General features: G+C 42.1%; 7 protein-coding genes. 2 read left to right on the top strand and 5 right to left on the bottom strand.

The window, feature by feature from the left end:
- Positions 1-58: 58 nt before the first annotated feature.
- Positions 59-2,950 carry an RNA polymerase-associated protein RapA gene (gene rapA, locus FET73_RS02740; protein WP_154222372.1) on the top strand — a complete coding sequence of 964 codons (2,892 nt, stop codon included), beginning with the start codon at positions 59-61 and terminating at the stop codon, positions 2,948-2,950.
- A 79-nt stretch (positions 2,951-3,029) separates the two neighbouring features.
- On the opposite strand, the gene FET73_RS02735 is transcribed toward rapA, so the two are convergent.
- The 5 genes from FET73_RS02735 to FET73_RS02715 all read right to left on the bottom strand — a co-directional run bounded on the left by FET73_RS02735 (position 3,030) and on the right by FET73_RS02715 (position 13,298).
- Complete coding sequence (locus FET73_RS02735; protein WP_154222371.1) at positions 3,030-5,486, bottom strand: S9 family peptidase; 2,457 nt, start codon at positions 5,484-5,486, stop codon at positions 3,030-3,032.
- Between the two features lie 85 nt (positions 5,487-5,571).
- Positions 5,572-6,399 carry a hypothetical protein gene (locus FET73_RS02730; RefSeq protein ID WP_154222370.1) on the bottom strand — a complete coding sequence of 276 codons (828 nt, stop codon included), beginning with the start codon at positions 6,397-6,399 and terminating at the stop codon, positions 5,572-5,574.
- Between the two features lie 196 nt (positions 6,400-6,595).
- Positions 6,596-8,266, bottom strand: a complete 1,671-nt coding sequence (gene ettA / locus FET73_RS02725) for an energy-dependent translational throttle protein EttA (RefSeq protein ID WP_154222369.1) — start codon at positions 8,264-8,266, stop codon at positions 6,596-6,598.
- Positions 8,267-8,367: 101 nt separating this feature from the next.
- Entirely contained in the window at positions 8,368-11,301 is a 2,934-nt protein-coding gene (locus tag FET73_RS15475) for an SEL1-like repeat protein (protein ID WP_154222368.1), read from the bottom strand.
- Entirely contained in the window at positions 11,298-13,298 is a 2,001-nt protein-coding gene (locus FET73_RS02715; protein WP_154222367.1) for a DUF3857 domain-containing protein, read from the bottom strand. Before FET73_RS02715 ends, FET73_RS15475 begins: the two co-directional genes overlap by 4 nt.
- Positions 13,299-13,503: 205 nt before the next feature.
- On the opposite strand from FET73_RS02715, the gene FET73_RS02710 reads away from it, so the two are divergent.
- On the top strand, positions 13,504-14,454 hold the full coding sequence (locus tag FET73_RS02710; protein WP_179952068.1) for an acyltransferase family protein: 951 nt from the start codon (positions 13,504-13,506) through the stop codon (positions 14,452-14,454).
- Positions 14,455-14,477: the final 23 nt, after the last annotated feature.

The raw sequence follows: 14,477 nt of genomic DNA, 5'->3' as shown, positions 1-14,477 counted from the left end.
GTATTTTATCTGTATTCTTGATAAAATAGCGACCCATTTTTCAGCGCAACAGTTTTACATGCAATTCATATCAGGACAAAGATTCATCAACAATGCCGATTTACAATTGGGCTTAGGTCGCGTCATCAGTGACAACGTCAGGATGGTTAAAGTGGCTTTTGATGCCGTTGAAGAGGAGCGTGTCTACGCCAAAGATTCTGCACCATTGACCCGTTATGAACCGCAAATAGAAGATGTTTTACTGCACAAAGATGGCTGGTCTATTACCATCAATGATGTGAAAGACATGAATGGTTTGTTCATTTATTTTGGAATCAAAGAAAACGGTGAAGAAGATGTGATTCCTGAAACTGAAATCGCCAATACGATTTCTTTAGATCGCCCTTTTGAACGGTTGATGAATGCCCAATTGGACAAGAATAATTGGTTTGATTTACGCCAAAAAGCCAGGGCGCACCAACAACGTTTACAACAATCCGAACTGTATGGGTTGGTGGGTTGCCGCACCACTTTGCTTCCGCATCAGTTGTTTATTGCGCATTCGGTAGGCAAGCGGTATGCGCCGAGGGTTTTGTTGGCAGACGAAGTGGGGCTGGGAAAAACGATTGAAGCCTGTTTAGTGATTCATCAGCAACTGTTGACCAACAGGGCCCAAAGGGTCGTTATCGTCGTGCCAGAAAGTTTGACGCATCAGTGGATGGTCGAATTGTTGCGTCGATTCAATTTGCCTGTTTCGGTTTTTGATGAAGAAAAATGCAAGGAGATAGAGGAAAGTTCTGGATTTGGAAATCCTTTTGAGTCAGCTCAGTTGGTACTTTTGCCATTGGAAATGGTGTTGGCCAATCCGGCACGGGAAGAACAAATTGCTGCTGCAGACTGGGACTTAATGGTTGTCGATGAAGCGCACCACTTGGAATGGTTTGATGATGCCCATTCTATAACTGAAGATGACCTTGAAGAAGAGGAGCCAGAAAGTGTGCGCGCATACCGAATGGTTGAGCATTTAGCGAATAAAATCCCAGGTGTGTTGTTGTTGACTGCGACACCAGAACAGCTGGGCAGAAAGAGTCACTTTGCCAGATTGCGTTTACTTGATGCCAACAGGTACCATGATTTTGAAACATTTTTGCAAGAAGAGCAGCAGTTTGAACCAGTGGCTGATGCGATCGATGGGCTGATACAAGCAGTCACACACAATGAAAAAGTAGATTTAAAGAACATCAAGTCACAACTGAAAGGACATGTTTCAGATGATTTTTTGATTGAACTTGATGCAATCATTGATGCGCCTGAGAAAGCACAATCTTTGATCAATCAATTGTTAGACCAACATGGCACGGGCCGTGTGTTGTTCAGAAACACGCGTCAATCGGTTACAGGCTTTCCATCACGTGAATTACACAGCCACGCGTTAGACTGTCCAGACGAATACATGGAACATGATGCAGAGACAATCAGCAGTTTGACGCCTGAATTGATCCATCAACTGGTGGATCCAGATGCTGAAGTGCCTTGGCAAGACTTTGACCCCAGAATCGAATGGTTGGTCAATGAATGCAAAAGCTTAGCGCCTGAAAAATTATTGGTGATTGCTTCTTCTGCACAGACCGTTTTACAACTGGAACAACATTTTCGGGAGCAATATGGCATTCATGTGGCGGTATTCCACGAAGGAATGAGTTTGATTGAACGTGACCAAGCGGCTGCCTGGTTTGCTGACTTTGACAATGGTACACAGATATTGCTTTGTTCTGAGATTGGCTCTGAGGGGCGCAATTTTCAGTTTGCACAACACCTGTTGTTTTTTGATTTACCGGCGCACCCTGACTTGCTGGAACAACGCATCGGTCGATTAGATCGCATCGGGCAAAGTGACACCATTCATATTCATGTGCCTTATTTGATAGGAACAGCACAAGAGCAGTGGTTCAAATGGTATAACCAAGGCTTGGGTTTGTTTGAAAAAACCAACCCAGCGGCGCACCATGTTTATGCCCAGCAGTGTGAAACCTTGTCTGAGTTATTGGATGAAGAGCCCTTGGCACAAATGATTGCGCAAAGCCAGGCCAGTAGTGCTGAATTGTTATCTCAAATGACCCGTGGTCGAGATCGCTTGCTGGAATACAATTCTTGTCGTCCTGAGCAAGCCGAAGCGCTGTATGAGGCAGCTGAAGATTTTGAAGATGCTGTGACTCTAGAACATTTCATGCACCGTGTGTTTGACGCCTTTGGTGTCAATTATGAAGAGCACAGACTCGGCAGTGAAATCATCAAACCGACAGATGAAATGCACGAATTCTTTCCATTTTTGATGGAAGAGGGCATGACGATTACCTATGATCGAGACATTGCTTTGGCCAATGAAAACATGCATTTTATCACTTGGGAGCACCCCATGGTGACGGAAGTGTTGGATATGATTGTAAGCCAAGAAAAAGGGAATACCAGCTTTTCTGTATTGAAAAACTCTGGATTGAAACCTGGCCAAATGTTTTTAGAGTGCCGTTATTTGATCCAAGCCAGTGGTAAATCAAATATGCAGCTGTCGCGCTTTTTGCCTGCCGTCAGTCAGCGATTTTTACTTGCTGAAGCGGGAATGGATGTGGGGGCTAAATTAACCGATAAATTGGTTAAAAAGTTTCGTCATTCTGTGCCAAAACATGCAGCGGTAGACGTATTGAAAGTGAAATTGCCTATTATCAAGCAACTGATGAAACGTGCCGATGATTTGATGCAGCAAGCATTGCCTGATTTGATTGCGACATCAGGCAACAAAGTGAAAGATAAATTGAACGAAGAGATCAAGCGTTTAGAAAATTTGAGTGCCAATAATGCACAGGTTCGTCCAGAAGAAATAACCCACTTGAAACAAGGCTTAGCACATTCCTTGAAAGTGATTGAAGAGACTTTGCCACAGCTAGATTCAATTCGTATTTTAGTTACCATGTGAGGCGATTAAAAAAGTATAAATTATTTAAAATAAAGCCGCTCTAATGATGAGCGGCTTTTTGATTTACGTATATAAGTACTTATTCCTCTGTACTTTTGTTCTTAACATATTTTTCCAGCCACTGGTCTTGTTCCCACAACAGGTGCAAGATCGATTCAATGGCACGGTATCCGTGACTTTCTTTCGGCAACATCACCAGCCGTGCAGTAGCACCCAAGCCTTTCAATGCATTGAAATAACGCTCAGACTGTAATGGGTAAGTGCCTGAGTTGTTGTCTGCTTCACCGTGAATCAACAACAAGGGGTGCTTCATTTTTTCAGCATTCATAAACGGTGACATGGTGTTGTAAACTTGCGGCGCTTCCCAGTAACTGCGTTCCTCAGATTGAAAACCAAAAGGTGTTAAGGTGCGGTTGTAGGCGCCACTTCTGGCGATACCAGCGGCAAACAAGTCTGAATGTGACAATAAATTTGCGGTCATGAATGCACCGTATGAGTGACCACCCACCGCCACGCGGTTGCGGTCGATATAGCCCAATTCATCAACAGCATCAATCGCAGCTTTACCATTGGCTACCAATTGTTTGATGAAGGTGTCATTCGGTTCTTCATCACCTTCTCCAACAATTGGGAATGATGCATCGTCCAAAACGGCATAGCCACGGGTGACCCAATAAATCATTGAGCCATAATAAGGGTAGGTGAAGGCATTGGGGTTGTTGGTGTTTTGACCGGCTGCATCTTTGTCTTTAAATTCTGTTGGGTAGGCCCACATGATCAAAGGCAATTTTTCTTTCTTGCCATTGTCCGGCTCGATATCATAACCGGGAGGTAAGTACAAAGTACCAGACAAAGGCAAGCCATCTTCACGCGGGTATTTAATCACTTCCTTGTGCACACCTTGTAAGCTGGCAAAAGGATTGGCAAAGTCTGTCACCTGTTTCAAATCACCGTTGATGATGTTTCTGATGTAATAATTAGGATAATCAGTAGCCGATTCAATACGCACCAATACATTTCCCTTTAACATGTCAGTGGCATATGACAAGGATTCTAGTTTGTCGGTGTAGTCAGATTGATACAGGCGGTTGGTGACCAAAGACTCAAGGTTCAGGGTATCAACAAAAGGGAACTGGCCTTTTTCACTGTGGCCTTCACCCAACAAAAACACATTGTTATTTTGAATGTCTAATACCTGGCGACCATAATCATTTCGTTTGGTGACAAATTGGCCTGGGTCGGCATAAGCATTTTGATAATCCCTTTCATTAACCAAAATGGCTTCTTCGCTGGCATTAGATGGGTTGAACAACGCGGTGCGGAGCATACGAGTATTCCACCAATAATCGTAAACCAATGCGCGACTGTCATCACCCCAGATGATTTGATAAAAACGGTCTTTGGTTTTCAATAATTCTCTAGCTGGCTTGTTAAATGGTGCTGCCCATTGTTTGACCACGTCTCGATAGGTGACTTCTTTGGCTGGATCGCCTTCATCCAAGGCTTCTGCAAACACCAGTGTTGCTGGTTTGTCAGCACGCCACTGCATGCTTCTTTTGCCTTTACGAACTGACATAAACCCTTTTGGAATCACTTCAGTTAAAGGCACGTTATTGACCAATTTGACCAATTCGCCACTGTTTTTATAAACGTTTGTTTGGGTGGGGAACCGCCTTAATGTCACAATGTAAGAAAAAGGTCTGGTGATGGTGCTGACAGAAACATATTGGCCATCAGGTGAAAATGAAATGCCACGGTACATGGCAGCTTCTTTCCATAAAGTGCTTTTGCCCTTTAAATTGACTTTGTGTAATTCTGACAAGGTCAATTGCTCAAAGTTATGTTCGTCGTTGCTGTTCTTTAATAAGTCCTGGTAGGTGCGGTTTTGCGCTTTGGCACCGTCACTGACAGAAATGGTGGGGCCAGCTGGAACCGCAGCATCACCATCAATCAATGCTTTGCGATTGGCGGGTAACTTTTTAACCAGTAAAGCTTTGTTGTCTTTGAACCAGCTGATCGGGTTACCGGTATTGGCATTTAATGTGGCGTCAGTGAGCTTTTGTGCTTTGGCTTTTTTTATGTCAATGACCCAGGCTTCTACGCCTGCTGAGTCGGCAGTTTCAGTGGTGTGGGTGAATGCCACTTTTGTTTCATCAGGTGACCACCTTAAATTCGCCAAACGCAAATTTTCAGGTAGGCCTTTGATGGCTTTGACGTTTTTACTGTCCATGTCCATCAACTTGATGTTGTTGTAATAGGTCACACGGCTGCCAATGTTGGTCTTGGGATTGATGCGCAAACCGGCCAATCGCATTTCTTTTTCAGACAATTCAGCCAAAGTTTTGTAACTGTCGCGGTAAAGCAGTAACATGGTATCAGCTGCTGAATTGATGCGAACGGCCGGTGCACGTTCAACGTCTACCAAGTCTAAAATTTCTTGTGGTGGTTTCTGATAAGTCAGGGCTTCTTGGGCTGATGCGCCAGTCATGGCCAGTGGGCCACCAAGCATCAAAGAAAAGAAAAGCAATATTCTCATTGGGTCTCTCTTGGGTTAAAAAGCCAATGATTGTATCAAAAAGGCACAAAATTAAATGTGCCTTTGGTCAGTATTTAATTTGTTGCTAAGGTATCAGTTTATAGCACTCAAAGTCGTTATTAAAAATAACGTCAGGATTGTTGTTGGCGACATAGGTGGCGCATGCTTCGAAATTGTATAGCTTGTCATCACCTGAGCCAAATGAAATTTGCACCGCATCTACGTATCCTGTAAATGAATTGTTCCAACCAGAACCGACGCCAATCTGAACGCCAAAGACATAGGTATCAGCACTTAAATCGACGTTTGGGTCTCCTCCTTGGCCCATAGGGTTATTATTTATCCAATCATCAAGTGTTGAACTGTAATTTTGGATGACTCCAGAACCTCCTGCACTTTGAGAAACATACACCCAGAAAATACCTTCGGTCAATGTACTGATTTGCCATGAATCTGATGGTGCGGGATTGATGCCGTTATAAATAGGTTCCCATATCAGTAGCCCCAAAATATCATCTGCTGCATTGCCCATTGTGCCTCCATCATCATAGAACTGCAATTTAAATGCGGGAACCAAGTGTGGTGCTGTTGTGCTCATTGAATCACGGTACCAAGCAAACAAAAGATTTTCAATATTGCCTAAGGTTCGGTTGGGAAAGTCTATGTTGTTACCAGATTGTTGCCAGATTAACTCAAAATCTGCTTTGTCCTGTCCATTGGTCACAGTGTCTGTAGCAAACATCAATGAACCATCACCAAATAATGGTTGGTTTTTATTGATTTCAACAATCGCATCATCGCGAACATTGGCAGGCGCCCAGCCTTTAAAATCTCTGGGTGTGACTTCAATTTCTTCAAAAGCCAGAGTTGGAAGTGTAAATAGGGTTAAAACAAAAGTCAGAAATTTTGACATCAGCAATCCTCACATTTAAATAATTAAAACCGCCAGACTGATTAAATTTACATATCAGGGGCAGGTATCTTGTGAGGATGTCAATGATTGTAGCAAAATGAAAGCGACAATGCACAGCTAAGATGGTGTGGTGATGTATTTTAGCCAAAGCACACACTTCAATATATTCCTATCAAGTGTGTGCTTTGTATAGGCTTTATTTTTTCAAAGGACGGTACTTGATGCGTTCAGGTTGCAGTTGTTTACCGTGGCGGTTTTTGTAATCCTGTTCGTATTCGGTGTAGTTGCCTTCGAAGAACTCTACATGTGAATTGTTCTCATAGGCCAAGATGTGCGTCGCGATGCGGTCTAAGAACCAACGGTCATGCGATATCACCATGACAGAACCTGCATAGTTCAACAAGGCATCTTCTAATGCACGCAAAGTTTCCACGTCCAAATCATTGGTCGGTTCATCGAGTAACAGTACGTTGCCGCCTTTTTTCAATACTTTGGCCAATTGCAAGCGGTTGCGTTCACCACCAGATAAGTGCTTGACCAGTTTTTGTTGGTCTGCGCCTTTGAAGTTGAAACGACTGAGCCACGCACGCGCGGGGACCGTGTAGTTGCCAATCTTGATGATTTCTTCACCGTCAGCGACCTCTTCGAATAAAGGTCGGTCGTGACCCAAATCTTCGCGGCTTTGTGACACATAAGCCAGATCCACAGTTGATCCGATGTCGATGCTGCCTTCGTCAGGCTGCTCAGAGCCGCCAATCATATTGAATAAAGTTGATTTGCCTGCGCCATTAGGGCCGATGATACCAACGATGGCACCTTGTGGCACTTTGAAGCTGAGGTCATCAATCAGGTATTTGTCACCAAAAGCTTTGGAAACGTTTTTGAATTCAATAACGGACTCGCCCAAACGCTGCCCCGGTGGGATGTAAATTTGGCTGGTTTCATTGCGCTTTTGGAACTCTTTAGATTGCAGTTCTTCGAATTGTTTCAAACGGGCTTTGGACTTGGTGCGTTTGCCTTTGGCATTCGAGCGAACCCATTCCAATTCCTGCTTAATGGTTTTCATGTGCGCTTGTTCTTGTTTTGACTCTTGGATCAAGCGTTGTTCTTTTTGTTCCAACCATGAGGTGTAGTTACCTTTCCATGGGATACCGTGACCACGGTCTAATTCGAGAATCCACTCAGCGGCGTTGTCCAAGAAGTAACGATCATGCGTCACCGCTACAATCGTTCCGGTGAAATCATGTAAATAGCGTTCTAACCAAGCGACGGTTTCGGCATCCAGATGATTGGTCGGCTCATCGAGTAACAACATGTCAGGCGAAGACAATAACAAACGACACAAGGCCACACGCCTTTTCTCACCACCAGACAGGTTTTTCACTTCGGCATCCCAAGGCGGTAAGCGCAAAGCTTCTGCGGCCATGTTCATGGTGCGGTCTAAATCCCAACCGTTGGCGGCATCGATTTGTTCTTGTAATTCGGCTTGTTTGGCCAACAGGTCATTCATCTCATCATCGCTCATGGGCTCAGCGAATTTATTGTTGATGTCATCGAAAGCGGTCAACAAATCTTTCACATCGCCCATGCCGTCTTCGACATTGCCACGAACGGTTTTGCTCTCATCTAACTCGGGTTCTTGAGACAAATAACCAATCTTGATGCCCGGTTGTGGCCTGGCCTCACCTTGGTATTCTGTATCAAGACCTGCCATGATGCGCAGCACGGTTGATTTACCCGCGCCATTCAGACCCAAAACACCAATCTTGGCACCCGGAAAAAACGACAAGGAAATGTCTTTGATGATTTCGCGATTGGGCGGCACGGTCTTGCTCACGCCCATCATGGTATAAATGTATTCAGCCATGGGATTTATCTGTGTTTTCAAAGTCGTTATTGTACTTGAGACAGAATAGACTTTCCAAGTATGCCGGAGCTAATCTTTTTATCTTCATAAGCACCAAAAACTTAGCTGTTAGGAACAGGCATTAAAACGGTCAGAACAGCATTCGATTTTAACTTTTTGAAGCCATTTTTCGCTTGTTGAAGTAACGTTTCATGGTTCAGCGATGTTTTGGCTTCGGGATTGCTTTTGATCCAATCAGCTAACCATTGTTGGGCATAAGGTGAACCCATTTCAGCAGCAATTTGGTATTGTTTTTGTGCCTTTTGAATACTGGCTTTGGTACATAAGCCGTGCTGATACATCCAACCCAAATTAAAAGCAGCGGTTTGCGAAGATTTTGACAGTGTTTTCATTTCCTTGAGTGCAGATTTTATTAACTTTTTGTCACTGCTGTTTTGGCAAATTAACAATGAACGGTTGTTCTTAATGGCGGTGGATTGATAAATACCTTCTGCTTCATCATAGAAAGTGATTGCCAGTTCAGCACTTTGATCGAACCCCCAACCATGCTCATGCATCAGACCCAACCAAAACAAGGCTTCTTGCTCATTGTGCTCGGCTGCATTTGAAAAGAAGAACCTGGCCAAATCAAAGTTTTGTGGCATGTCTTTACCCCAAAGGAAAATTTTTCCTAATTGAATTTGAGAATAGTCATCTCCTTGTGAAGCGGCTTGTATAAAATATTTGATAGAAGATTGGATGTCGAAGCCTGCAAAGTTATTGTTGGAAAAAATTTCACCTAAGTTTCTTATTGGCCTAGAATAATTGGTGTCTTTGGCCATTGTTTCTAAGGTTTTAACTGCGGCTTCTACCGATTCAGTTTTGGCATCATCCAAATACAGGTTTGTTAAATCCAAAGCAACGGTGTGAGCACCTAAATCATAAGCTTTTTGATAGTAGGCTATGGCTTTGGCTTGATTGAACTCTGGGCTGGATTTGTCATTGTGGTGTTTTCCCAGTTGAATAATGGCACCGATATGATTGTCTTGGGCGGCTTTATTTAACAGTTGAAGCCAGCCATCCTTTTTGTTTTTTTTCATTAACTTGGCTAATTCGAAAGTGGCATCTAAATTCCCTTTGTCATGAGCCTTTTTGTACAGGGACATTACCGTTCTGTCGGATTTCTTATTTTTTTGTAGTTCAGCCAAGAAATAATAAGCTTGGTGCATTCCCTCCTTACCTTGCTTTTTTAACCATTTTTTATGGTAAGCATTTTCTAAAATAGGTTGTTCATGGAGTAACAGGTATATGTATTGAAATCTGGCGTATTTATTGTTTTCAACATGGGATAACAGCCACTCAGTATAGTCATCACTTTCTGTGGCTGGTTTATAACCAGGGGTATCAAAAAACAATTGGTTTAACTGCGTTTTGTGCCAAAACTTGGTGTTTCTGTTGTAATATTTTTTTGCCAATTCATGGTCTTGTTCCACATAAATGCCTTGTTGATATAAAGCGCCTAAATAGAGTGCGGCTTCGTCAGAACCCTCTTTAGCCAATTTTTCCATCATTGACAGGCCTTTTTCAGTGTCTTTATCTGTACCAATGCCTTTGATCAGGTAATTAGCTGCTGTGTATTCTGATTCTTTATCGCCTAAATTACCCGCCTTTTTATGGGCTTCAAATGCTTTGTTTAAATCAAAAAAACCCATTTTTTTGTCTTCATAAACCAAGCCAAGGAAATTGTTCGAGGCAGCTGATCCGGAATCCCCAGCCTTTAAAAGCAGTTCCATGCCTTTATCCGAGTCTTGTAATGTGTTTGAACCCATCAAATAGACCAGCCCTAACCTCAAGTAATCCAATGGTTCTTCTGCCAGTTCTACAGCTTTTTCGTAATGGGGGTTTACAGACTTTGAATGTTTGCCTTCTCTTACTCCATGTGAAATAAGTGCGGGAACATAGTCTTGTTTTACAGCCAATTTGAGGTAATGATTGGCTTTTTCTTCATCGTACCAGCTGCCATTTTTGTTAGCGAATATTGTGAATATTTGGTGTTCCAAAAGGCCGTTTTTCTTTCCCTTGATTTGAGTCACACTTAATAAAGCATCAATGGTATCTTGGTCTTTAGAAATGCCCCTTTCGTTTTCACGGACAATAATCGCGAGCACAAAAGCGTTGATTAACTTTGCTTGCATCGCTTCATTCAGAAAGTCATGGGCCTTAGGGTACTCTTTTTCGTTTAAATCTGTAAACACCCTGTTGGCGTAAGCATATTGAGCAATGGGACTGCCATCAGTGGCAGCCTGTTCAAACATTGACATGGCGTCAGGATAATATCCTGGGAATTTGTTGAGGTGTTGAATCATCAGATTACCAACTGTAATCATGGCTTCGCTCATGCCATCCATTGCCATGGGTATGATGGCCGGGAAGTGTGCTAACTGTTCTGAGAATACCTGCTGGTTAATTGAGTCTACATCTGGTCTTTGGGATTGATAAGTGTCGTATTTCTTTACAAAGTGTGACACGTCAAAGTAGAAGGGTTGTTGAAAATTTTCATCTTTCAGTGCGTAGACAGACAGAATGGCTTTGTTCTTGTTGATTGCAATGGCGCCATCAACAACATCATAGCCCAACAGCTCTAACAGGGTATATGAAGAATAAACATCACTGATCCACATGGGGTGTTCAGCGTTGTGTTTATTTTGTTCATCCCAAATTAATTGGGCCAAATTCAATAGCTGTTGTTGATGTTGATTGGCAAGGGCTTCTTCGCCTAGGGCAATGTGGCACAACATGGCAGCCCTGTGCAGTGCCAAAGAATGATAGCCTTCATTGATTTTGGCAGTAATTTGCGGGGTTTGTTCTTTGCAGCTGTCTATGTTGATAAAATCTTTATTGATGGTGACTTTGTTATTCACCATAAAGCCCATTAAGTTAACTTCTTCTCTTTGTTTGAAACTTTCCCAGCTTGCATCTGTGACAGTGGTAGTCAAGTTCGCCGCAGCTATAAATGGGCAGCACAAAATGATTTGAATTATGGTTTTAAAGTTCACCCTTTCTCTCCGCTTTTATTTTTTATCATGTTTTGTAGCATGTTTTTTAATTCATCTTCTTTCTCTAACATTTTTTCTTCGTATGCCAGTGCCAGAAAAGCCCGGAAATACAAGGCATCTTTAATCTTCTTGATGTTTTTGATGTGTTGGTTGACGTCTTCAACTGGGACGTGTTTTTCTCTGGTTTTGAGTTCGAAAGAAATTTGAATGTTGCCTTTATTTCTGAATATTGATCTTTTGAAATGTAAGTATTTTGAGGTGACTTCTAGGTCTTTTACTTCCACTTTAGGCACAGCCGTGTTTGCTCGAATGTTGATCTCGTGTTTTATGTTAACTGGATAAGCCAGTGCCAGTGGGGTGTCTCTTATAACACGAGTGGGAGTGTCTATGATGTTTGAAATTGCCCATGCGACAAAATCCGCAAAAACATGTTTGCCGCTTTCTTGCCACATGTCTTTGATGTCATAGTTTTCATTTTGAGTTATCAAGTTGAGCTCTTGATTGTCTTGGAAATTTAAGTCGTTATGAATTTTGGCAAAGCCATACAATTTACTGACAAAGGATTCAAAATTCTTTTTGAGCTCGGCATGTGAAATGTCGTTCAACACCCTTCTCATGTCTTCAGCGTTGAAACCTTGGTGCTCACTGTTTACCGACAATGTTGTGATGTCTTTGTCTACTACAGTGAATGTTTCTTTGATTTGTTTCTGTTCAGTTTCAGGGTGAACAAAATCCATGGTCTCTAATTCAGCGCCGGTAGCGGTAGCTAACCCAACGCCATAATTGGCTTCGCCAATATGGGTCAATAAACTGCCTTGGTTATTGATGGTTGGGTCAACCCAATATGTAGTGCCTTGATGATTGATTTTTAAAATCACATGATTGAAAACACCTGGACTGGGCAGTAATTTCAAGAGCCCTTCTTGTCTTTCTGTTGAAACAAGAACAGGCACTGAAGCTATGTTTAATTTATTTAAAATGGAGTGAAGTAAAATGGTTTTATCTTTGCAGTCACCGAATTTACTTTCGAAGGTATCAAGTGGTGTTCTTGGTTGGTGTGAATTGATGCCAATTTCAATACCAAAATACCTGATTTGGTTTTGAACAAACTGTGTGGCAGCACTGGCTTGTTCCATTTTTGTTGGCAGCTTTGACCAAGTATGAACCAAGTCGGTTAATTCAGAGTTGAATTCTGGGTCGACTTTAAACACCTGGCTTGCCCACTCAGAAACCCCTTTCCATGATGAGAATTCTGAAAGCTCTATCATTCCATATGGAAGGTACCACAATGGTGTTTGGTCTTGTATGTCTTCAGCTGGCACATTGTTTTGTTCCCACACATAAGATTTGATGCCATTTTCTGTGCTTGTTTTGTAAGTGTAGTCATGTCGGTGGTTCTTGATTTGAAGATTTCTGCTAGGCTCAACATTAACCCTTAAATAATTGTGCTTGATTGGAATCGACCAGCTCATTTGGTACTGGCCAAAAAAATGGTCACTGAAAATTGGATTTTTCCCAGTACGTGTATAAGCCAGCTCTAAGAAGTCTCCCACGCGCAGGTCTTTTATCACCAATAATGCAGTTTTTGTTCCTGAGTAGAGCTGGTTTTGAAGCTCTCTTTCTTGTCTGATGATTTCAAATTCATGGTCTTTGAGTACATCAATCTGTTTGTTATCACGGTGAATAACCACTGCATGGATTTTTAGTTTTTCATACTCTGGTTGAAAATCAAGTTCAATTTTCCCTATGTCTTTCAATCCATTTTCATTGTTCACTCCATTAATGTACCTGACATAAGTCGCGTCGTCACCTTGATGACTGAAGATTTGTCTGTCTATTAAAAGGGTAGAGGCCCTGAATTCCGTGCCAAATGGCTGGAATGATTCTGTTGGAATGGCGTTGGGTTTAACCCAGGCATCTGGCTTTGTTATTGAAAGTTCAGCAGCAAGGATTAGTGGTGAAATCAGCAGCGAAATCAGAGTGAGCAGTTGTTTCATGTTGAGGTGTGGAAAAAAGCAATCGAGTATAACTTATGAATTCGTTTAATACCAATTCAGGTGGCTTAAAACTTGATGCAAATTCAATCTATTAGAAAAAAGCTGATTGTCTTAAACAGGCTTCTTTCTGTTAAACTGTCGATACATTAATCAAGAAAATATATGCACAAAATCCACAACTTACAAGCTTTGCGGGGGGGCAGCTTTGGCTGTTTTTCTTTTTCACCTGCTTCCAGTATTTAACTTCTTAGGCTTAGAAAGCACTTGGTATGAAGCCGTCTGTTCGATTGGTTATATTGGTGTAGATGTGTTTTTTGTCATCAGTGGATATGTGATGGCACAATCTTCTGGGGGATTATCAGTGGGCTTGGATTCAGTGAAATCATTTGCAATTAAACGATTGTTACGGGTTTATCTTGGGTTTTGGCCGATGTTTTTGTTGATGTTGCTTTTGTTTGTGGTTTATCAGCCTGAATTTCTAAGTACTGGTAATTTGGTTTTATCTTTTCTTTTGCTTAACCCAGTTCAAGAACAGTTGATCATCCCGCCGGCTTGGTCATTGACTTATGAGCTGTACTTTTATTTGATCATCGCATTGAGTTTGTTCTTGTTACCTAAGTACAGGCTTTGGGTCGTTGTTGTGATGTTTCTGGTATCTGCGGTCAGCACGTTGTTATCCGATCAAGACCACTTCTTTATTTCATACTTTTTGATGGAATTTGCTTTGGGTTATTTTGTTTATGGCTTTGCGAATCGGTTGAAAAACTACATTGATATTAAAAGTGCTTTGGTATTGGTGTCACTTTCAATGGCGGCTTTTGTGCTTTGGGGTATTTTGGCTGTGGGTGTAACGCGTGTTCTCACTGCTGGCTTGTTTTCAGCTTGTTTACTGCATTTGTTGTTGCTTGAAACACGTCAATTGATTCTACCTGTGTGGTTACAAAAGTTTGGTGATGCTTCATATACCTTGTATTTACTACACATGATTGTCATCAATGCAGTAATGGCCACTGGCATGAGCCAGTGGTTTAAAGACCAGGGCTTGGCACTGGTCTTTTATATAACTGTGGTGGTGCTTACTGTCCTTATGTCATTGTTTTTATACACCAAGCTTGAAAAGCCGGTGTACAAGTCAGCTGTTAAAAAGCTGTCATGAGGTGAAATATTCCTGTGATAGAA

The organism is Marinicella rhabdoformis, from assembly GCF_009671245.1.
GTDB classification, from domain to species: Bacteria; Pseudomonadota; Gammaproteobacteria; order Xanthomonadales; family Marinicellaceae; genus Marinicella; species Marinicella rhabdoformis.
This window is presented reverse-complemented; position numbering and strand designations above follow the sequence as displayed.

Coding starts and splice junctions, on each gene's coding strand:
- rapA (WP_154222372.1), top strand. CDS start 59: ATGCAATTCATATCAGGACAAAGATTCATCAACAATGCCGATTTACAA.
- FET73_RS02735 (WP_154222371.1), bottom strand. CDS start 5,486: ATGAGAATATTGCTTTTCTTTTCTTTGATGCTTGGTGGCCCACTGGCC.
- FET73_RS02730 (WP_154222370.1), bottom strand. CDS start 6,399: ATGTCAAAATTTCTGACTTTTGTTTTAACCCTATTTACACTTCCAACT.
- ettA (WP_154222369.1), bottom strand. CDS start 8,266: ATGGCTGAATACATTTATACCATGATGGGCGTGAGCAAGACCGTGCCG.
- FET73_RS02715 (WP_154222367.1), bottom strand. CDS start 13,298: ATGAAACAACTGCTCACTCTGATTTCGCTGCTGATTTCACCACTAATC.